The organism is Paraburkholderia sp. J7 (genome assembly GCF_905220155.1).
In the GTDB taxonomy this organism is placed as follows: Bacteria; Pseudomonadota; Gammaproteobacteria; order Burkholderiales; family Burkholderiaceae; genus Paraburkholderia.
The window spans coordinates 414,035-434,641 of record NZ_CAJMYZ010000005.1 but is presented as its reverse complement, the minus strand read 5'-3'; the positions used below and the strand labels follow the sequence as shown (position 1 = coordinate 434,641).

The window sequence follows — 20,607 nt, the reverse complement described above, 5'->3', positions numbered from 1 at the left end:
GGCGTTTGTTCGAGTCCGTCGAGTCTGGATAGCAAGCTGAAGGGCTGCGCCCGCGCAGGTGTAATGAGCGCTGCAACGTGGACTAAGTCTAACGCCGCCAAGTTGTATATACAACTCGTTTCGATAAAACGTGGGTTAGTAGTTACCCTGGCATATTTGGGCAGAATTACCGACTCAGCGCGTTAAATCGATAAGTGGATTGCGAGGATCGTTGGCTAGACAAGATGACAGCAAACGCCTGGCGGTGGCACAGGGCGTACCGGCGCGGCCAGGCGGCCCGCGCAGACGAAAAGGCGGGTTCGAGAAGGGAGGAAATAGAGAGGGCTGAAGCGCTACGCCTTAAGCGCCAAAGTGCTTGTCAGCTGCCAGGCGAACGCCAGGACCGGTAAAGCGGGGAACGAACGGCTGCTACCGCCTCACACCGTACCCGCCAGATGAAACCGCGAAGCCGGATGCCACAATCGCACCGAGGTCGCCACATGCCGCCCCACCCAGGTGCGCCGCAGCAACAGCAGGCACGGCTCGCCAATTTCCATCTCCAGATACTGCCGCACGCGCGCGTCGGGCTTCTGCGCGTAGATGCGGAACTCGGCGCGCTGGATCGGCGCGAGGCGCACCATGTAGTGATTCGGCGTTTCAACGGTGAAGTCCTGGGCCAGGTAGTCGGGGAAGACCTCGGGGTTCACGTAGCGGTCTTCGTACTGGATCGGCTCGCCTTCCTCGCTGTGCACGATGCGCGAGTGGAACACCGGCCCGGCGTCGAGTTCGAGCGCGGCAATCGCGGTCGGATCGTCGCTCGGCTCGAGCCCCAGCACGCGCGCCGCATGCCGATGGCCGCGTGCCGCGATTTCGTCGGCGATATTGCGGATCTGCAGCACGGTCGATTCGTACTGGCGCGGCGCCACGTAAGTGCCCGAACCGCGCACGCGGTTCAGCACCCCTTCGGCCATCAACTCGCGCAGCGCGCGCGACACCGTCATGCGCGCCACGCCGAACTCTTTCACCAGTTCCGTTTCGGATGGCACCACGTCGCCGGGCCGCAAGGCGCCGCTTTCGATCTGCGCGAGCACATGGCGCTTGATCTGCTCGTAGGCGGGCATCGGGGCACTGCGGACCGTTTTCTTTTGCATGGTCTCGATCTTCGAATGAACGGGTGGTCGCCGGCGCGATCCTGCGTGGTGCGACGCGGCGCAGCGGCTTCAGGCGGCCACATTGTACCGCCCCTTAAAGCACGGCCGCGTGCGGGCTGCGAGGCAGCATAGCCTCGAAGCGCGGCGCCGGTTCTTAGGCAGGCACGGCCGCCAGCGCCGGCTGCCAGCGCGCGAGCACCACGCAGGCGCGCACGCCCCGCCCGTCCGCACCCGGACTCAAGCTCACCGCGCCGCGATGCGACTGCGCGATCTCGCGCACGATCGCAAGACCGAGGCCCGTGCCCTCCGTCTGCGTAGCCGCCCGGAAGAAAGGCTCGAACACGCGCGCACGCGCTTCCGCGGGAATGCCCTGGCCGTCGTCGAGCACGTCGAGCGAGACCGCTCCGCCGCTCGCGCGCACCGAAACCGTCACGTGACCGCCCGGCGGCGTGTAGCGCAGCGCGTTGTCCACAAGATTGCTGACCATCGCGCGCAGCAGCTCTCGATGCCCCTGCACGACCGCCTCGTCTGCCCCACCCGGCAGCTCCGCGCCGAGATCGATACCGCGCGTCTGCGCGAGCAGCGCGAGCGCCTCGACCACTTCGCGCGCGAGCTGCGCCATGTCGACGGGCGCGGCGGGCAATTGCGCGGGGTCCAGCGCCTCGGCCTGCGCGAGCAGCAGCAACTGGTTCGTGAGCGCGACCATCGAGCGGTTGCTCACGTGCATGGCCGCCAGCACTTCGTCGAGCGCGGGATCGACGGCTTTTTGCTGACGCGCGTATTGCAATTGCGTGCCCAGCAGCGTGAGCGGCGTGCGCAGCTGGTGCGCGGCGTCGGCAATGAAACGGCGCTGCGCCGCCGTCTGCGCCGAGAGGCGCGCAATGCATTGATTGATTGCGTCCACAACGGGCCGCAGTTCGACATGCAGCCCTTCTGCGCGAATCGGTTCGAGGTGCGAAGGATCGCGGTCGGCCACGTCGTTCTTGAGCTTCATGAGCGGACGCAGCTCGATCGTGAGGCCGATGCAGGCCAGCGCCACCGCCAGCATGACCATGCCGATCTGCCGATAAAGCTGGGGACGCCACAGCGCCTCCACCATTGCGTCGCGCGAGCGCTCGGTCTTGCCGACCGACACGCGCACGCGCCAGATGCGGCCGTTGTCGTACATGGAGCGCACCACGCTCACGGCGCGCACGGCCTGGCCACGCAGATCGGCGTCGTACGACACGGGCGAATCGACGGCGGGCGGCGCGCCCGCGTGCGGGAAATCGGGCATGCCCGCGAGGAGCGAGCCGCCCTCCACGCGCACGTTGTAGAACACCTGATCCTGTTGCGGCGAGGCGAACAGTTCGAGCGCCGCGGGCGGCACGTCGGCGCGCAGCGCGCCATCGGCCCATTGCACGGAACCGGCGATCATGCGCGCGGACGACAGCAACCGGCCGTCCTGCACGAGATCGGCGGTATGGCGCGCGGCGCGATATTCGGAAGTTGCCGTGAAGCTCACGTAGAGCGCGAGCGGCACGAGCATCCACCACAACAGGCGAATACGCAGGCTACCCGTCATAGGGCTTCGTCCTTCCTGCGCAGCAAATAACCCAGGCCCCGCAGTGTCACGATCACCGCCGAGCTGCCCTCGAGCTTCTTGCGCAGCCGCGAGACGTAGATTTCGATGGCGTCCTCGCTGGGTTCGTCGGCGAGCGTGAAGATCGCATCGACGAGCGCGGCCTTCGAAACGGTCTGACCGAGGCGCAGCGCCAGCGTTTCGAGCACCGTGCGCTCGCGCGGCGTGACGTTCAGCGGCGCGCCCTTCAGCGTGAACTGGCGCGTGTTGAGGTCGAACACGAGGTCCCCGCAGCCGATTTCGTTCGCGCGCGCCGGGGTTTGCCGGCGAATCAGCACCTTGATGCGCGCCACCAGTTCGCGCACCTCGAAGGGCTTGACGAGATAGTCGTCGGCGCCCGCGCCGAGCAGTTCCACCTTTTCGTCGATCGAGCCGCTCGCCGTGAGCACCATCACGGGCGTCGCGTCGCCGCGCTGGCGCAGCCGCCGCAGCACGTTCTTGCCCGAGAGCTTCGGCAAATTCAGGTCGAGCAGCACGACATCGTAGCGATTGGACTGCAGCAGCTGGTCGGCCGCCTCGCCGTCCTGCACGGCGTCGAAGGCGAACGCCTGCTCCTCCAGCGTCTTGACGAGCCAGTGCGCAAGCGTGGGATTGTCTTCGATCAGCAGCAACTTCATGGGCGCATGCCAGGGGCGAGGGTTTCAGGGGAATCGATTGTGCCGTTGCCGGCGCGCCGCCGCCCTGCGGGTTAACACGGACGATTTTGCACAGCGCTAGAAGGCTGGCAGAAGGCTTACAGTTTTTATAATCGGCTCCATCCATCAAAAAGCGCCCGCATGCACGGCGCACTTCCTTCAGGAGACTCCACGATGCCTACCTTGCGCCAGATCGCCGCCGTATCGAGTGTCGCGTTCGCCCTTGCCGCCGGCTCCACGGCCGCCCACGCGGAAAAGATCACGATCATGGTTGGCGGCGCAACCAAGATCATCTATCTCCCCGCCAAGCTGACCGAACAACTCGGCTACTTCAAGGACGAAGGCCTCGACGTCGAGCTGCAGTCGCAGCCGGCCGGCGTCGATGCGGAGAACGAACTGCTCGCGGGCGCGGTGCAAGGCGTGGTGGGCTTCTACGATCACACCATCGACCTGCAGAGCAAGGGCAAGGAAGTGCAAACGCTCGTGGTGTTCGGCCAGGTGCCGGGCGAAGTGGAAATGGTTTCGAATGCAGCAGCCGGCACGGTCAAGAGCATGGCCGACGTGAAGGGCAAGACGCTCGGTGTGACGGGCCTCGGCTCCTCCACGAGCTTTCTCACGCAGTACCTCGCGCAGCGCGGCGGCGTGCCCGCCAACCAGTACACGCTGCTGCCGGTGGGCGCGGACAACACGTTCATCGCGGCGATCAAGCAGAACCGTATCGACGCGGGCATGACCACGGAGCCCACCGTGTCGCGTCTGCTGCAAACCGGCGACGCGAAGGTGCTCGTCGACATGCGCACGCTCGAAGGCACGCGCGCTGCGCTCGGCGGCACCTACCCCGCTTCGAGCTTCTACGTGCAGCGCGCCTGGGCGCAGTCGCACAAGGACGACGCAACGAAGCTCGCACGCGCCTTCTCGCGCACGCTCAACTTCATCGCCACGCATAGCGCCGACGAAATCGCCGCGAAGATGCCGAAGGACTATTACGGCAATAACAAGGACCTCTATGTGTCCGCGCTGAAGTCCTCGCTGCCGATGTTCACGAAGGACGGCCGCATGCCCGCAGACGGGCCGGACACCGTGCTCAAGGTGCTTTCGGCGTTCAACCCTTCGGTGAAGGGCAAGCACATCGACCTCGCGAAGACTTACTCGAACGACTACCTGCCGGCAGCGACCGCCACGGCGTCGAAGTAAGCCACGAAGACGGCCCCACGTTCAGCCCACAGAGACAATGACTTCCTCCCATTCCCAAGGCACGCCGGCCATCGAGCTGCGCAACGTATCGTGCCGCTTCATTTCACCGGACGGCAAGGCGACCGTCGCCCTGCGCGACTTCAGCATGTCGGTCGCGCGCGGCGAGTTCGTCGCCATTGTCGGGCCCACGGGCTGCGGCAAGTCCACCACGCTCAGCATGATCACGGGCCTGCTCAAACCCACCACGGGCGAAGTGCGCGTGATGGGCGCTCCGGTGAACGGCATCGATCCGCGCATCGGCTTCGTGTTCCAGGCCGACGCGGTGTTCCCGTGGCGCTCGGTGCTCGACAACGTGGCGGCCGGTCCCCTCTTTCGCGGCCGCTCGAAGTCGGCGGCCTACGACGAAGCGAACGAATGGCTGCGCCGCGTGGGTCTCGCGAACTTCGGCAAGCACTATCCGCATCAGCTTTCGGGCGGCATGAGAAAGCGCGTGGCGCTCGCGCAGACTTTCATCAACAAGCCCGAAATCCTGCTGATGGACGAGCCGTTCTCGGCGCTCGACATGCAAACGCGCACGCTCATGCAAGACGAGCTGCTGCAGCTGTGGGGCGGCACCGGGTCGGTCGTGTTCGTCACGCACGACCTGGAAGAAGCCATTGCGCTCGCCGACCGCGTGTTCGTGCTCACCGCACGCCCGGCCACGCTCAAGAAGGTCTACGAGATCGATCTGCCGCGCCCGCGCGTGACGTCCGAAATCCGCTACGCGCCGCACTTCGTCGAACTGTCGCGCCAGATCTGGCACGACCTGCGCGAAGAAGTGCAGATCGCCTAATTCCCCGGAGCCGTCCAGACATGTCCACCCCGCAACAAACCCTGCCGCAAGGCCTCGACACCGCCTCGCTCGACGCCGTCGAGCGCGCCGCGCAAAAGCGTATTCGCCAGCGCCAGGCGCTCGTCATTTCGCTGCGTATTCTCGTGCTCGTCGTCGTACTCGGCGGGTGGGAGCTCGCCGCGCGCCTCAAATGGATCGATCCGTTCTTCTTCTCCATGCCCACGGCCATCTTCGATCAGATCATCGACTGGTTCGTGAACGGCACCTCGCAAGGGCCGCTGCTCACGCAGGTCTGGGTCACGCTCGAAGAAACCGGTCTTGGCTTCATCATCGGCTCGGTGGCCGGCGTGTTCTGCGGCATCGTGCTCGGCCGCAACAAGCTGCTCTCCGACGTGTTCAGCCTCTACATCAAGATCGCCAACTCGATTCCGCGCGTGGTGCTCGGCTCGGTGTTCGTGATCGCGCTGGGGCTCGGCATGGCGTCGAAGGTGGCGCTCGCCGTGGTCATGGTGTTCTTCGTGGTGTTCGCCAATGCGTTCCAGGGCGTGCGCGAGGCTGATCGCTACATGATCGCCAATGCGCAAATTCTTGGCGCGTCGCGCCGCCAGGTGACGACCTCGGTCGTGATTCCCTCGGCGCTTTCGTGGATTCTCGCGAGCCTGCACGTGAGCTTCGGCTTCGCGCTGGTCGGCGCCGTGGTGGGCGAATTCCTCGGCTCGAAGCAAGGCATTGGTCTGCTGATTTCGACGGCGCAAGGCGCGTTCAACGCGAGCGGCGTGTTCGCCGCGATGATCGTGCTCGCCGTGGTCGCGCTCGCCGCCGACTATCTGCTCACCGCGCTCGAGCATCGTTTGCTCAAGTGGCGTCCCACGCCTTCGAACTGATTCAGCCGGTTTCCCCTGTCCGGGCCGCGTGGGGCGCAAGCCTCCCTGGCCCGTGGTCCGCGGCGCACTGCCTGTGCGCCGCGTTTTTTTTATGCCGCCGAAACGGCACTTCGGTTACTTCGGCTGCTCGACCGTGCGCAGATACGGCTTGAGCGTCTTGAAGCCCTGCGGATACTTCTGCTTCGCCGCATCGTCGGAAACCGAAGTCGGGATGATGACGTCGTCGCCCGGCTTCCAGTTCACCGGCGTCGCCACCGTGTGCTTCGCGGTGAGCTGCAGCGAATCGAGCAGGCGCAGCACCTCGTCGAAGTTACGGCCCGAACTCATCGGGTAGACGAACATCGCCTTCACCTTCTTGTCCGGCCCAATGAGGAACACCGCGCGTATCGTGGCGTTGTCGGCCGCCGTTCGCGGGCTTGCGCCGCTCGCGTTCGGGTGAATCATGTCGTAGAGCTTGGCAACGTTCAGGTCCTTGTCTCCAATCATCGGATAGTTGACGGCGCTACCCTGCGTTTCCTCGATGTCCTTCGCCCACCTCGCATGATCATCCACCGGGTCAATGCTCAGGCCGATGATCTTCGTGTTGCGCTTGTCGAACTCAGGCTTGAGCTTTGCCATATAGCCGAGTTCCGTCGTGCATACGGGCGTGAAGTCTTTCGGGTGCGAAAACAGAATGGCCCAGTGGTCGCCAATCCATTCGTGGAAGTTGATCTTGCCTTCGGTAGTCTCCGCGGTGAAATCGGGTGCCTCTTCTCCAATTCGAATCGTCATCTTCAGTCTCCTGAATGCAGTGATTTACAGCTCGAGAGGGGTCTGGGTGCGCGCGAAAAGTGCTCCTCGCTCCTGCATTTTAGATAGTTCGCGTGACGCCCATGCAATTTCTTTACCATTTCATTTTCATTACAACATGAGTGCATCTCACACTCATTTATCGATAAAAGACTGCACCGGCACGGCATGGCAGCCTTGACATCCAATCCGCATGAAGCGAATAATGCGTCGTTCGATAATCGAAACCGTGTTCGTATTATGAACACGAGAATAACAAGAACGGGCTGGCCGTCTTGCTGTGCAAATCTGCGCGTGCAAGGCGTGATATGAACCCGCTGCGCCGGGGCGGCATCGCCTCTCGCTGATGGAGGAGCCGCACCTGCCTCCCCGTGCACCACGCGTGAGCTGGCTTGCCAGCCGCACGGTGCCGGGACCACTCGCAAGTCACGCCGATCCTGTCCGCTCCGGCCAGCCAGTAGCCACACGCTACCTAGCGCAAAGAGCATGAAAAGAGACCTTCAGACTGAAACGCGCGACTCCCGCCAGGGTGTTGTCGCCGCCCTCGTGTATGTTTTCGAGCGGGTCATGCCAGACCCCTTCGTTCTTTCGATCTGCCTCACCTTCTTCGTCGCGGTGCTCGCGCTGCTGATCGCGCCGCACGGTGATCTCCCCACGCTGCTCAGTTCCTGGTACGAAGGCACGTTCGGCATTCTCGGCTTCGCGCTGCAGATGATCCTGATCCTCGCCACGGGCTACGCCATTGCCGAGGCGCCCGTGATCCAGCGCGTGCTGCGCGCGCTCGCGGCCAAGGCGCAAACGCCGGCGCGCGCCGCGCTGCTGGTATTTCCGGTCGTCGCCATCGCGGCCTGGCTGAACTGGGGTCTCGGGCTGATCGTGGGCGCACTGCTCTCGCGCGAAATCGCGAAGCGCGTGAACGTGGATTTCGCGTGGCTCGTAGCCGGCAGCTATTCGGCATGGTCGATCTGCAATAGCGGGCTCTCCAGCTCGATCGCCCTCTCGCAGGCCTCGCATGGCAACGCGCTCAATCTCGTGGAAAAGGCGACGGGTCATGTGATTCCGCTCAGCGAGACGGTGTTTGCGCCGTTCGTCTTCATCCCGACCGTGCTGGTCGTGGTCGTGATGACGTTCATCTTCATCCGCATGCATCCGAAGCCGGAGCACGTGGCGCCGTTCAGCCAGGCGGCCGATGCCGAAGCGAGCGATGCAGGCGCCAGCGACGATCCGCACGCGCGCGTCGGCAACGGCACGCCTTCGTTCGCATCGCGCCTCGAACAGTCGATGCTCGGCACGCTGCTCCTGATCGCGCTCGGCGCGGGCTATCTCGCGATGGAATGGAGCGAAAAGGGTTTCGATCTCGACATCAACACGACGATCCTGATCTTCCTGCTGATCGGCCTCGCGCTTCAGCGCACACCCATCGCCTACGCGAACGCCATTCGCCGCGCCGCGCGCCAGACCGGCTCCATGCTGCTCCAGTACCCCGTGTACGGCGGCATCATGGGCGTGATGAAGGGCACGGGCCTCGCCTCGATGATCGCCAAGGCCTTCGTCACGATTGCCACGCCGCTTTCGCTGCCGCTCTGGAGCTATCTCAGTTCGCTCATCATCACGCTGCTCGTGCCGAGCGCGGGCGGCCACTGGGCCGTGCAAGGCCCGTTCGTGCTGCCGGCCGCGCTGAGCCTGCACGCCTCCGTGCCGCGCACCGCCATGGGCGTGGCGATGGCCGAGAACGTCTCGAACATGCTGCAGCCGTTCTGGGCCGTGCCGATCGTCGCGATCGCGGGCATCCGCATTCAGCGCGTGATGGGCTATACCGCCGTGACGTTCGCCGTGTCGCTCGTCATCTACGCCGTCGCGCTCTGGCTCGTGCCCTGAGCGTTCGCGGTTTTTGCATGAAGGAAGGCGCTGCGCCGGCCGCTTTTTAGCGGTCTGGGCAGCGCCTTTTTCGTTGCGCGTGCGTCCGACGCCCTGGCCTCGCGGTTCGCGAAGATCGGCGACAATGGGCCAGCCTCGACGGCGGCATGCCGCGCCGAATCGCCAGGAGATCCGAACCAGGAGACTGCCATGACCGCCAGCGCGCCGCCTCGCCCAACCTCGTCCTCTTCCTCCGGCTCGGGCGAAGACGGCGGCGAACTCGATCCGCGCTTCGTCGAGTTCGCGCGCCAGGTGTTCGACACCGCGCGCCGCGGCGAAGCCACCACGCTCGCCACGCTGATCGATCAGGGCATGCCGCCGAACCTGCGCAACGAAAAAGGCGACAGCCTCGTGATGCTCGCGAGCTATCACGGTCACGCGGCCGCCGTGCGCGCGCTCGTACAGCGCGGCGCCGATCCCAACCTGCGCAACGCCAATGGGCAAACGCCCATCGCAGGCGCAGCCTTCAAGGGCTACGCCGACGTGATCAGTGCGCTGCTGGAAAGTGGTGCCGACGTGGAAGGCGCCTCCCCCGACGGCCGCACGGCGCTAATGGTTGCCGCCATGTTCAACCGCTCCGATATCGTCGACCTGCTGCTCGCGCGCGGCGCAAACCCGGCGGCGCACGACACCGCGGGCAACACCGCGCTAGATGTGGCAAACGCCATGGGCGCGGTAGACACGGCCGCCCGACTCGCCGGGAAAAGCGGCTGCAAAGACGCGTAGCGCGCGTCACTCAAGGGGTCTAATCGAGCGCCAAAAGAGCGCTAAAGGAGCGGCGGCAGGAAACAGGCACGCGAAACGCTGCAAAGCGCATCACGGCAGCCGCCTTCCTGGTGTCACTCCTGGTTTGCATACAACGCGCCGCCAGGCGACGCTATCCATGTAACACCCGTGCGTGCAGCGCCAGTGCGGGGCAGGCGATTTTTTATGAGCCGTGATATCGTTTTGTCATCGGATTCGAAAAGTCTGCACGCACCCGTCAATCGAACTCTGTTACTTCGCGAGCGTCGCCATGAGTGATGTACGCCACCATCTGAGTCCGCGCGATCGCGTGGAGCTGCTCTGCTGGCTCACCTGCGGGAGCCTCGGGGCTTACTATCTCAACGAATCCTGGCCCAACGCGGCCTTTCACGTCCAGGCGGCGCACAAGTGGCTCGACCGTCACGCGCGAGAGGCCGACTGGCTCGCCATTGCGCGCCTCGCCGCCATGGCGCAGGACATCGCGCAGCAGCACGCGTGGTTCGTCGACGCGGTCTGGGCGCGCGACGCCGTCGAGGAGATTCTCGACACCGACGACCTGAACTACCAGGCCAAGCTCGTCCTGCAAGTGCTCAAGGACTGCGAACGGGCGCTCGCCGACCGCCGACCCGCCGACTGATTCCGTACCCGTTAAGCGGGGTACCCCACACAAGCCACGCGTTTCTCCATCAAATGATGGACGCGTGGCGGTTATCGTCAGAACACACTTCCGCTTGCAGCGCTGGGCTCTTCCCAACGCCTGCCGCTCGTTCACGCGGGAGACCTCTGATGACTCGCCCCCACGCCCTGACGTTCGCCGCCGCGCTGCTCGCGTTCGCGTCGGCAAGCCCCGTCGCGTTCGCGCAAACCGGCGGCCATGCAACCGCCCTCAACGCCGCCCGGCCCATGCAGGTACAAAAAGTCGCGAAACCGGCGCCCAAAGCCGGGCAAATAGCGAAAGCCAGCAAGCCCGCTCCGCAATCGCTGCACTGGCTGATGTCAGAGAGTCCATGAAACGAACCGGCGCGCCCGCGCGAGGTTCACCTTTCGCCACCCCGCCTCAAAGCGCGGCCGTCGCGGTTCAAGACTGCGACGGCTTCGCGCTGTCCGCTGCCGGCGGCGGTGCTGCCGGCGTCCAGCCGTAGCCAAGCGCCTTGTACAGGCTCACGATCTGCGCAAGTTCCTGGTCCTGCAGCGACGACTGCTGCAACTGCGCATTGAAGAGGCTGCGTTCCGCGTCGAGCACTTCCAGATAGCTCGTGTAGCCGCCCTCATAGAGATCGCGCGCAACTGACGTGTATTCCGTGAGTGCAGTCACCTGGAGCTTCGTCGAATCCAGCTGATCGCGCGTGCGCGCCACGCCCACGAGCGCATTCTCGACATCGGCGAACGCCTGCTGGATCGTCTGCTCGTAGCTGAAGAGCGCTTCCTGCTGCACGGCTTCGGCCTGATGCACGCCACCCGCAATCGCGCCGCCCTCGAAAATCGGCTGCGTGATCGCGCCCGCAAACGACCAGACGCGCGCGGGGCCGGTCCAGAGCCCCGAGAGCGCCGTGCTCGCCGCACCGAACAGTCCCGTGAGCGAAATCTGCGGGAAATACATCGCGCGCGCGGCGCCGATCGATGCGTTCGCCGAAATGAGCGTTTGTTCGGCCTGCAGAATATCGGGCCGCCGCTCCAGCAGCGTCGACGGCAAGCCAGCGGGAATGACGGGCGCGGTCAACTCGGTGATCGACTTGCCGCGCGGAATCGGCCCCGGATTCTGGCCCAGCAGCAGCGAGATCGCGTCTTCCTGCGTTGCGATTTCCTGCTGGATCGAATACACCGAGGTCTGCGCCGATTGATACTCCGACTGCGCCTGGCTCACCTGCAACCGCGAAACGACGCCGCCTGCATAGCGCTCGTTGAAGAGATCGAGCGCGCCCTTGCGGCTCTCGAGCGTGTCCTGCGCGATGACGAGCTGATTGTCGAAATCGCGCAGTTGCAGATACGACGTGGCGACGTTCGCGATGATGGCAATGCGCGTGGCCTGCTGTGCCGACTGCGTGCTCATATAGTCGGCGCGCGCCGCTTCAGTGAGCCTGCGCAAATGGCCGAACAAATCGAGCTCCCAGGACACCGCGCCGTTCAACTGCACCTGGTTGCCGACCACGGGCGGAAAGCCTGGCGCCGGCACGCCCCGGCTGCGCGAAGCGCCAAAATTCGCCGAAACCTGCGGGAAAAGACCCGCGCGCGTCACGACATAACGCCCGTAGAACTCTTCGACGCGCGCCGCCGCGATTAGCAGATCCTTGTTCTGCGCGAGCGCCTTCGTGACGAGGTCGTTGAGCACTGGGTCGTTGAACTGCGTCCACCAGTCGAGCGAGGTGTCGACGGGTTCCGCCTGCGGCGCGGCGTAGCGAAACGTCGACGGCGTCTCGACGGTCGGACGGTGATAGTCGGGCCCGACCGCGCAGGCGCCAAGGCATGCCGTCGCGACGATCAGCCCGAATGGGCGCAGCGTGCGGTGCTTCAGATTCAAACGTGTCTTCATCGCTCAGCCCTCCTGCGAAGGCGGCGCCGCAGGGGGCGTGCTGGCATGCGGCGTAGCGTCCGGCTTCTTGCGCGACGAGAGCGTTTCCAGTCCCCAGAAGAACATCGGAATGAAGAACAGCGCGATCACCGTGGCGCCGAGCATGCCCGCGATCACACCGGTGCCGAGCGAGCGCCGGCTCGCGGCCGACGCGCCGCTGGCGATGGCAAGCGGCACGCAGCCCAGAATGAACGCGAGCGAGGTCATGATGATCGGCCGCAGGCGCAGTTTCGCGGCGTGCAGCGCCGCCTCGTAAGGCGACATGTTCTCCTTCTCGCGCATTTCAACCGCGAACTCGAAGATCAGAATGGCGTTCTTCGCCGCGAGCGCGATCAGCACGGTCAGGCCGATCTGGAAATACACGTCGTTTTCCATGCCCCGCAGCAGGATGCCCACCAGCGCCCCGAAGATCGCGAACGGCACGGCGAGCAGCACGCCAATCGGCAACGACCACTTCTCATACTGCGCCGCGAGGATGAGGAACACCATCAGCAGCGCGAAGCCGAACACGAGCGCCGCTGTCGAGCCGGCCTTCTTCTCTTCGTACGCCTGGCCGCTCCACTCGTAGCTGTAGCCCTCGCCCAGCACTTCGCCCGCGATCTGCTCCATCGCCGCGATCGCCTCGCCCGAGCTGCGACCGGGCGCCGCGTCGCCGGTGATCTTCGCCGCCGGGAAGTTGTTGAAGCGGTTCACGATGTCAGGTCCGGGCACGAAGCGCGAGGTCGTCACGGCCTTGATCGGCACCATGTCGTTGTTTCGGTTGCGCACGTAGAGCTGCTGGATATCGTCCGGGGTCAAGCGGTATTGCGGCTCGGCCTGAATGATCACCTGGAAGAGGCGGCTGCCCTTCGGGAACTGGCTCACGTACAACGAACCAAACATCGTCTGGAGTGCAGAATAGATGTCCTGAACCGGAACACCGAGCGTTTCCGCCCGCTCGCGGTCCACTTCCACCAGCAACTGACGCGAATTCGTGTTGATGGTGGAATTCACGCCGCGCAGCGCCGGGTTCTGGCGCGCCTTCGCAATGATCTGGCGCACCTTGTCTTCGAGCTGCTGGTAGGTGCCGTCGCCGGTGCTTTGCGCCCAGAACTCGAAGCCGCCCGTGGTACCGAGGCCCGGGATCGACGGTGGATTGAGCGGCACGACCACGCCGTCCTTGAATGTCGAGAATTCCTTGGTGGCGTCGCGGATCAGATCCTGCGCGGTGCCGTTCTCGCCGCGCTCCTTGAAGCCCTTGAGCGTGACGAACAACGTGCCCGCGTTCGACTTGTATTGCGAGTCGATCAGGCTGTAGCCGATCGGCGCCGCCACCGAACTCACGGCGGGCTGTTTCGCGAACCAGTCCTCCGCTTTCTTCGAGAGGTCGCCCGTACGGTCCAGACTCGCCGCGTCGGGCATCACGACCGCGCCGAACAGATAGCCCTGATCCTCCACAGGCAGAAATGAAGATGGAATGTGTTTGAACAGGCCGACCGTGGCGATAATCATCACGGCGATCAGGCCGATGGAGAGCACCACGCGTCGTATCGCGGTCTGCACCCAGCTGCCATAGCCTTCGGTCAGGCTATCGAACTTCTCGTTGAACCAGCGGAAAAAGCGGTTCTTCTTATGCTCGCCCGGCTTGAGCAGAATGGCCGCGAGCGCGGGCGAAAGCGTGAGCGCGACGATACCCGAAAGCACCACCGAAACCGCAATCGTCACAGCGAACTGCTTATAGAGCTGCCCGGTGATGCCCGAGAGAAACGCCACCGGTATGAACACCGCGAGCAGCACCAGCACGATCGCCACCACCGGCCCGCTCACTTCGTCCATCGCGCGTTTGGCCGCTTCCTTTGGCGGTAGCTTGAATTCGGTCATGTTGCGCTCGACGTTTTCGATCACCACGATCGCGTCGTCCACCACGATACCGATGGCCAGCACCATACCGAACAAGGTGAGCATGTTGATCGAGAAGCCGAACGCCGACATGCCGATAAACGCGCCGATGATCGACACAGGCACGGCGAGCAGCGGCACGAGCGTCGCCCGGAAACTCTGCAGGAAGATGTACACGACGATGATCACGAGAATCACCGCGTCGCGCAGCGTATGAACCACCTCGTTGATCGACTCGTGCACGAACTCGGTCGTGTCGAGCGCGACTTCATACTTGAGTCCGGGCGGAAAGCTCTTGTTTAACTCCTCGAGCGTCTGGCGCACCTGCTTGGCCACTTGCAGTGCATTCGCGCCCGGCTGCTGATACACGGCGAGCAGCGTGGCCGTCTTGCCGTTGAAGCGGCCACGCAGCGTGTAGTCTTTCGCGCCGAGCTCCGCATGACCAATGTCCTTGAGGCGCACGATCGCCGCGTCGCCCGACGCCGCGCGCAGGATGATGTTGTCGAAATCGGCGGGCTCGGTAAGACGCCCCTTCGTCGTCACCGGGAAGGTTTGGTTCACCGGCTTGTTGGTCGGCGCCGCGCCGAGGCGACCCGCGGAGAACTGCTGGTTCTGCTGCGCGATCGCGTTCTGCACGTCGGTCACGGTAATGCCGAGCTTCGCCATGCGGTCTGGCTTGAGCCACACGCGCATCGCATAGTCGGCAGAGCCGAAGATCGACGCCTGGTTCGCGCCCGGAATGCGCTTGAGCGCGTCGAGCACGTAGACGTTCGCATAGTTCGCCACGTAGGCCGCATCGTAGGCGTTATCGGGCGAATAGATTGCGATCACCATCATGAACGCGGAGGAGCGCTTCTGCACCGACACGCCTTGCGCCGTGACCGAATCGGGCAGGAACGGCAACGCAAGGTTCACGCGGTTTTGCACGTCCACCTGCGCGAGCGACGGATCGGTGCCGATATTGAAGTACACCGTGAGCGTCATGTTGCCCGTCGATGAACTCGACGAGTTCATGTACATCATGTTGTCCGCGCCGTTCACCTGCTGCTCGATCGGCGCGGCCACGTTCTGCGCGACGATATCGGCGCTCGCGCCCGGATACGTGGCGCTCACCGTAATCGTTGGCGGCGCGATGTCCGGAAACTGGGCGATCGGCAGGTTGAACATCGCCACGAGCCCCGCGACGACGAGCACGATCGAGAGGACCGACGCAAAAATTGGCCGGTCAATAAAGAAGTGGGAGAACTTCATCGTTCAACCTCCCGCAGCGGGCGAGAACGTGACGTCCACGCGGCGGGATTTGTCGGGCGGATCATTGGCGACGATCTGCGCCGGCTTGCGCATCTCGATGCGCTCGGTTTTCACGCCGGCCACGACCAGCGCAGCGCGCACCGTGGCCGCGCGTGCGGCCGCAAGGCGCTCGTTCGCGGCTTGCGAGCCCGTCGAATCGGTGTAGCCGGAAATCACCACGCGCAAGCCCGGCTCGGCAACGAGACGGCGCGCCACGCCCGCGAGCGCGTCGGCCGACGGGGCGTCGAGGCTCGAGCTGCCCGTGGCGAAATAGACCGCGGTGTGGTCGCCCAATACATCGGGCTCACTAGCAGCAGCGGCCGGCTTGGCGGCATTCGTTCCGGCGTTGCCCGGGGCGTTGGCTTGCGCATTCGCGCCTGGGCTCGCGTTCGCCGCAGCCGGGCCGGAAGCCCCGGCCGCGCCCGCCTGCGCCTCACCGCCCGCTCCGCTGTCTTGCCCAGCGGACGTTGCGCCGATATTCACGTCCGCGGGCGGCGTCTGAACGAGATTCGCCTTGACCGGCGCGCCGGGCATCAGCCGCAGCGTATTGTCGATGATGACGTGGTCGCCAGGATGCAAGCCCGACTTGATCACCCACGCATTGCCATTCCACTCGCCCGTTTCCACCACGCGCTGCTGCGCCTTACCGTCCTTGTCGACTGTCCACACATACGCGCCGCGCGGCCCCTGCTGCACAGCCGCCTGCGGCACGGCCACCGCCGAACTGCGCTGCGCGCCCAGCAGCTTGATACGCACGAACTGACCGGGCCGCAGCGACCCCGTGGGGTTCGGCATGGACGCGCGAATCAGGTAGGTGCCGGTTTCCGAGCTAAGCGACGCGTCGGTAAATGCAATGTGGCCACGCTCCGGGTAGATGGTGCCGTCCGCCAGCACGATCACCGCTTCGAGCTTGCCCACCGGCGGCAGTTTGAGCGTGCCGTTCTGCGTTTGCGTGCGCAGATTGAGCATCTCGTTCTCGGAGAGCGAGAAGTTGATCCACATGGGATCGAGCTTGGCCACGTATGTGAGCAGGCTATTGCTTGTATCGATATACGAGCCGTCCTGCCTCTTCGCGAAGCTCGAAAGGCCGGTAACGGGCGCCACGATCGTCGTGTAGCCGAGATTGAGCGAAGCGCTAATGACATTCGCCTTCGCCCCTTCGACAGCGGCGGCGGCGGCCTGCTCCTGGCCGATCGAATCGTCGAGATCCTTCTGGCTCAACGCGTTCTTCGCGGCCAGCGGACGCACGCGGGCGAGGTTGGCCTCCGCGGTCTGAAGCCGCGCCTTTTGCTGCGCAAGCTCGGCCTTCGCGGCGTCGAGCGTGGCCTCGAACGGCTTGCGGTCCATGACGAACATGACGTCGCCTGCGTGGACCAGCGAGCCCTCCGTATACACGCGCTTTTCGAGGAAGCCGCTCACGCGCGCGCGAATTTCGACCTGCTGCGAGCTTTCCGTCTGCCCCACGTACTCGAAAACAACGGGCACGTCGCGCAGCGCAATATTGATCACGTCAACGTTCGCGGCGGGTCGAGTTTCAGCAGCAGGTTTGTTTTCATGACATCCAACGACACTTACCAGCAATCCCAACGACAGACACAAGCTGGCCACCCGAATACCGTGAGTCATGCTGTTCTCCGTGTTGTCGACGATCTGCGCTGGACCGACGAAACCAAATCAGGCGCGCGCGGGCGATCGAGTCGTATCACCGCCACTGACTTTGGTGCTCGAACAAATACTACTGTTTTTCGAGACAACGCAGAATCAGGATGTCCAAAAATTCACCCGCGACAACGAGACCGGCACTCACGAGGCAATAGTGACTGAATTCGTTTCGAAATCCGAAATGAAGGAAAACGAATCGTTCGCTAACATTCGCATGGCTATGCGCAACGCTTGCGTATGCAGAAAGGGAGAAAGCGAAGGATGCGGGCGCACGAAGCATACGTCGCGTGAACTGCGGATGGGAGATATTCAAGCGTGGCGCAGCGGTGGTTGCGCCACGCGCCGCGAATCAGGTCGCGCGATCGAGCCGGCGCACCGAGCCGAATTCCGCACACGAGAGCGTGCGCATGAGGAGCGCCATGGCCTCGGCTACGCGACGACGATCGAGTTCGACATGCAGGCAAGCGAGATTGTTGCGGCGATCGATATCGATCGTATGGACACCGAGCGCGTCGCCTACAAGACCATGCAGCGCGCATCGCGCGAGTTGCGCTTCGCTCGTGGGCACGCGCACGACGAGTTGCACTGTTGTGCGTTGGGTTGCCGGGTGAAATAGCTTGCGCGAGTTGCGCAGTGAAAGATCGGGGCGCGGCGCGGCGGCGGAGTGGGAACCTCGGGAAACCGGGCCCTGCGAGACGTTGGACGGCATACGTGTAGTGCGCACGCCGCCGTTTCGGCCGGCGCGCTTGAGTTGAACACGAACCGATTCTAGGCAGCGCCGTATAAACGTCTGGTAAATAAACACGACACGGCCGCTAAAAGTGCGTAGCGGCCGTATGCAACACTCAATCGTGTTCAATCGCACTCAATCGAGCGGACGGCCCGCCGGTTCGCGAATGAGCGGCAACGCGAGCAGCGAGACCGCCCCGCAGCCGATCAGATACCAGGCGGGCGCGAGCGGGTTATCGAGCAGCTTGATGAGCCAGGTCGCGAAAAACTGCGCGAAGCCGCCGAAGATCGACACGCCCACGCAATACACCACGGACATGCCGGTCACGCGAATCGACTGGGGAAAGAGTTCCGGCAGCATCACGATGTTGGGGACTGCCGTGAACGCGACGATCGCGCCCAGCACGGCCACGACCGCGAGCACGGTGGTGACGGTCGGCACCGCATGAATGAGCATGAACGCCGGATAGATCACCGCGATCAGCAGCACGCGCGAAACGCCCATCACCCACTTGCGGCCCAGCCGGTCGGAAAGCGAGCCGGCGAACGGCGAGCACACGGCGGTGACGAGCGCCGCGACGAGGGCCGCGCTCATGCCGACCGACATCGGCAGGCCGAGAATCTTGATCGCGTACGTCGACATGTAGAACAGCACGATATAGTTCGCTGCCGTCCCGCCGATGGTCGTGACGACGCCGGCCACGAGCGACGTGCGATGACGTCCGAAAATCTCGCGCAGCGGCCGCGCCATGTCGGCCACGGGTTCGGTGTCTTCCACTTCAACGGGGTTCACGAGCGTTTCGTCGAGATGGCGGCGAATGTACACGCCCACCGGCACGACCAGCATGCCGATCACAAACGGCACGCGCCAGCCCCAGCTTTCCAGCGCAGCCTGCGAGAGCGTGGTGGAAAGCGTCACGCCGATGAGCGCGCCGCACACCGTATTGAGCCCCTGGCTCACGAACTGCCAGCTACCGTAGAAGCCGCGCGAACGGTCATCGGCGTATTCGAGCAGCAGCGACGTCGAGGCGCCCACCTCGCCGCCCACCGCAAAGCCCTGCACGAGGCGCGCGATCAGGATCAGCGCGGGCGCCGCGAGCCCGATTTGCGCATAGGTGGGCGCGAATGCGATGAGCGCCGAGCCGAGCGCCATGAGCCAGAGTGTGAGCGTCATGGCGGCCTTGCGGCCCACGCGGTCCGCGAACGCGCCGATCACGATGCCGCCGATCGGACGCACGACGAAACCCACGCCGAAGCTGCCCACGGCGAGCATCAACTGGTTCAGCGAGCCATGCACCGGAAAGTACAGCGAGCCGATGATCGAGGCAAAGAAGCTGTAGACCGTGAAGTCGAAGAACTCGAGCCCGTTGCCGAGCGTGATCGCGAAGATGGCCTTCGCGCGCGAGCGGCGCGTGGAAGCCTGGGCGGCTGCGGCCGGCGCCTGAATCGACGTGGCGTTCATCGGGTGTCTCCTCGTGTGTCTCGTATCGCGTATCGTGGTACGTCTGGTGGTGCGTCAGTTGGTCCGTTTGCCTGCCGGCTATCGGTATCGGCTTTAGCCGCGCAGGAAGCGTTCGGCGAGTTGCACCCAGTATGCTGCGCCGGTGGCAAGGCAGTCGTCGTTGAAGTCGTAGCCGGGGTTGTGCACCATGCAGCCACCCTCGCCGTCGCCATTGCCGATGATCAGGTAGCTGCCCGCGCAGCGCTCGAGCAGGAACGAGAAGTCCTCGCTGCCGGTGAGCGGCGCCATGTCGTGAATCAGTCCCTCTTCGCCCAGCCAGTCGCGCGCCACGTCCTGCGCGAACGCCGTCATTGCCACGTCGTTCACGAGCACCGGGTAGCGGCGCTGATAGTCAATGCGCGCCGTCGCGCCGTACGCGCTCGCCTGCGCGTGCACGAGCGCCGTGATGCGCTCCTGCAGCAAGTCGCGCACTTCGGGGCGCAGCGCGCGCACCGAGAGGCGCATCTGCGCGGTTTGCGGAATCACGTTGGGGGCGTCGCCCGAATGGATCGCGCCCACGGTGACGATCGCCATGTCGAGCGGTGGCACGTTGCGCGACACGATGGTCTGCAGCGCGAGCACGACGTTGGCGCACACCACGACCGGGTCGATCGCCTTATGCGGCACCGCACCATGACCACCGCGCCCGTCGATGTCGATGATGACCGTGTCCGACGAAGCCATGAACGGCCCGGCGCGAAAGCCGAGCTTGCCGGTGGGGAAACCGGGCATGTTGTGCATGGCGAACACGGCGTCGCAAGGAAAGCGCTCGAACAGGCCTTCGTCGAGCATGCGCTTGGCGCCGCCCAGGCCCTCTTCGGCGGGCTGGAAAATGAGGTTCAGCGTGCCGCTGAAGTTGCGCGACTGCGCGAGATGCTTCGCCGCCGCGAGCAGCATGGCCGTGTGGCCGTCGTGACCGCATGCGTGCATCTTGCCTGGAATGCGGCTCGCGTAGTCGAGGCCGGTGCTCTCCTGGATCGGCAGCGCGTCCATGTCGGCGCGCAGGCCGAGGCGCGCTCGGCCGTCGCCCACCTTGAGTGTGCCCACGACGCCCGTGCCGCCCAGCCCGCGGTGCACCTCGTAGCCCCACTCGGTGAGGCGCTGCGCGACGAGGTCGCTCGTGACGAATTCCTCGAAGCCCAGTTCGGGATGCGCGTGGATCTCGTGACGCAGCGCGATCATTTCGTCTTCGATCGCGGCGATTGCGGCCGGGATAGCCATCGTGTTCATAC

17 protein-coding genes are annotated in these 20,607 nt (G+C 64.6%); 8 read left to right on the top strand and 9 right to left on the bottom strand.

What is annotated here, in order from left to right; translation table 11 throughout:
• Nucleotides 1-416: 416 nt before the first annotated feature.
• From hutC to U5A58_RS11330, 3 genes are all read right to left on the bottom strand, one after another.
• Complete coding sequence (gene hutC / locus U5A58_RS11340) at nucleotides 417-1,130, bottom strand: histidine utilization repressor (protein WP_321961511.1); 714 nt, start codon at nucleotides 1,128-1,130, stop codon at nucleotides 417-419.
• A gap of 154 nt (nucleotides 1,131-1,284) precedes the next feature.
• The gene (locus tag U5A58_RS11335; RefSeq protein ID WP_321961510.1) at nucleotides 1,285-2,694 is read right to left on the bottom strand and encodes a sensor histidine kinase; all 1,410 of its coding nucleotides are present in this window, start codon (nucleotides 2,692-2,694) and stop codon (nucleotides 1,285-1,287) included.
• Nucleotides 2,691-3,368, bottom strand: coding sequence for a response regulator (locus U5A58_RS11330; RefSeq protein ID WP_321961509.1), 678 nt, complete (start codon nucleotides 3,366-3,368; stop codon nucleotides 2,691-2,693). The genes U5A58_RS11335 and U5A58_RS11330 overlap by 4 nt, the downstream gene beginning before the upstream one ends.
• Nucleotides 3,369-3,560: 192 nt before the next feature.
• Between U5A58_RS11330 and U5A58_RS11325 the strand changes: the two genes are divergently transcribed.
• Genes U5A58_RS11325 through U5A58_RS11315 form a run of 3 tightly spaced genes read left to right on the top strand, consistent with a single transcriptional unit; the run spans nucleotide 3,561 to nucleotide 6,296 of the window.
• Complete coding sequence (locus tag U5A58_RS11325) at nucleotides 3,561-4,580, top strand: ABC transporter substrate-binding protein (protein WP_321961508.1); 1,020 nt, start codon at nucleotides 3,561-3,563, stop codon at nucleotides 4,578-4,580.
• A 37-nt stretch (nucleotides 4,581-4,617) separates the two neighbouring features.
• Entirely contained in the window at nucleotides 4,618-5,412 is a 795-nt protein-coding gene (locus U5A58_RS11320; RefSeq protein ID WP_321917834.1) for an ABC transporter ATP-binding protein, read from the top strand.
• A 20-nt stretch (nucleotides 5,413-5,432) separates the two neighbouring features.
• Nucleotides 5,433-6,296: an ABC transporter permease gene (locus U5A58_RS11315; protein WP_158759768.1), complete on the top strand. Its 864-nt coding sequence runs from the start codon at nucleotides 5,433-5,435 to the stop codon at nucleotides 6,294-6,296.
• 114 nt (nucleotides 6,297-6,410) lie between these two features.
• Here U5A58_RS11315 and U5A58_RS11310 read toward each other — a convergent pair whose 3' ends face one another.
• On the bottom strand, nucleotides 6,411-7,067 hold the full coding sequence (locus U5A58_RS11310) for a peroxiredoxin (protein WP_158759767.1): 657 nt from the start codon (nucleotides 7,065-7,067) through the stop codon (nucleotides 6,411-6,413).
• Between the two features lie 585 nt (nucleotides 7,068-7,652).
• On the opposite strand from U5A58_RS11310, the gene U5A58_RS11305 reads away from it, so the two are divergent.
• From U5A58_RS11305 to U5A58_RS11290, 4 genes are all read left to right on the top strand, one after another.
• Complete coding sequence (locus tag U5A58_RS11305) at nucleotides 7,653-8,963, top strand: short-chain fatty acid transporter (protein ID WP_415774207.1); 1,311 nt, start codon at nucleotides 7,653-7,655, stop codon at nucleotides 8,961-8,963.
• Nucleotides 8,964-9,152: 189 nt separating this feature from the next.
• Nucleotides 9,153-9,728, top strand: a complete 576-nt coding sequence (locus U5A58_RS11300) for an ankyrin repeat domain-containing protein (RefSeq protein WP_321961506.1) — start codon at nucleotides 9,153-9,155, stop codon at nucleotides 9,726-9,728.
• Nucleotides 9,729-10,017: 289 nt separating this feature from the next.
• Nucleotides 10,018-10,383: a hypothetical protein gene (locus U5A58_RS11295; RefSeq protein ID WP_028205078.1), complete on the top strand. Its 366-nt coding sequence runs from the start codon at nucleotides 10,018-10,020 to the stop codon at nucleotides 10,381-10,383.
• A gap of 149 nt (nucleotides 10,384-10,532) precedes the next feature.
• Nucleotides 10,533-10,757, top strand: a complete 225-nt coding sequence (locus tag U5A58_RS11290; protein WP_321961505.1) for a hypothetical protein — start codon at nucleotides 10,533-10,535, stop codon at nucleotides 10,755-10,757.
• Between the two features lie 67 nt (nucleotides 10,758-10,824).
• Here the strand turns inward: U5A58_RS11290 and U5A58_RS11285 are convergent, their stop codons facing one another.
• Genes U5A58_RS11285 through U5A58_RS11275 form a run of 3 tightly spaced genes read right to left on the bottom strand, consistent with a single transcriptional unit; the run spans nucleotide 10,825 to nucleotide 16,992 of the window.
• Nucleotides 10,825-12,276 (bottom strand): efflux transporter outer membrane subunit, encoded by a 1,452-nt coding sequence (locus tag U5A58_RS11285; protein ID WP_321961504.1) that lies wholly within the window; start codon nucleotides 12,274-12,276, stop codon nucleotides 10,825-10,827.
• A 3-nt stretch (nucleotides 12,277-12,279) separates the two neighbouring features.
• A complete protein-coding gene (locus U5A58_RS11280) occupies nucleotides 12,280-15,444 on the bottom strand; it encodes a multidrug efflux RND transporter permease subunit (RefSeq protein ID WP_321961503.1) in 3,165 nt (1,054 codons plus the stop codon).
• Nucleotides 15,445-15,447: 3 nt separating this feature from the next.
• The gene (locus tag U5A58_RS11275) at nucleotides 15,448-16,992 is read right to left on the bottom strand and encodes an efflux RND transporter periplasmic adaptor subunit (RefSeq protein ID WP_321961502.1); all 1,545 of its coding nucleotides are present in this window, start codon (nucleotides 16,990-16,992) and stop codon (nucleotides 15,448-15,450) included.
• 115 nt (nucleotides 16,993-17,107) lie between these two features.
• Here U5A58_RS11275 and U5A58_RS11270 point away from each other — a divergent pair, with 115 nt between their 5' ends.
• On the top strand, nucleotides 17,108-17,761 hold the full coding sequence (locus U5A58_RS11270) for a hypothetical protein (RefSeq protein WP_321961501.1): 654 nt from the start codon (nucleotides 17,108-17,110) through the stop codon (nucleotides 17,759-17,761).
• Nucleotides 17,762-18,010: 249 nt separating this feature from the next.
• On the opposite strand, the gene U5A58_RS11265 is transcribed toward U5A58_RS11270, so the two are convergent.
• Both U5A58_RS11265 and U5A58_RS11260 read right to left on the bottom strand, forming a co-directional pair.
• The gene (locus U5A58_RS11265) at nucleotides 18,011-19,336 is read right to left on the bottom strand and encodes an MFS transporter (RefSeq protein WP_321961500.1); all 1,326 of its coding nucleotides are present in this window, start codon (nucleotides 19,334-19,336) and stop codon (nucleotides 18,011-18,013) included.
• 93 nt (nucleotides 19,337-19,429) lie between these two features.
• Entirely contained in the window at nucleotides 19,430-20,605 is a 1,176-nt protein-coding gene (locus U5A58_RS11260; RefSeq protein WP_321940192.1) for a M20 aminoacylase family protein, read from the bottom strand.
• Nucleotides 20,606-20,607: the final 2 nt, after the last annotated feature.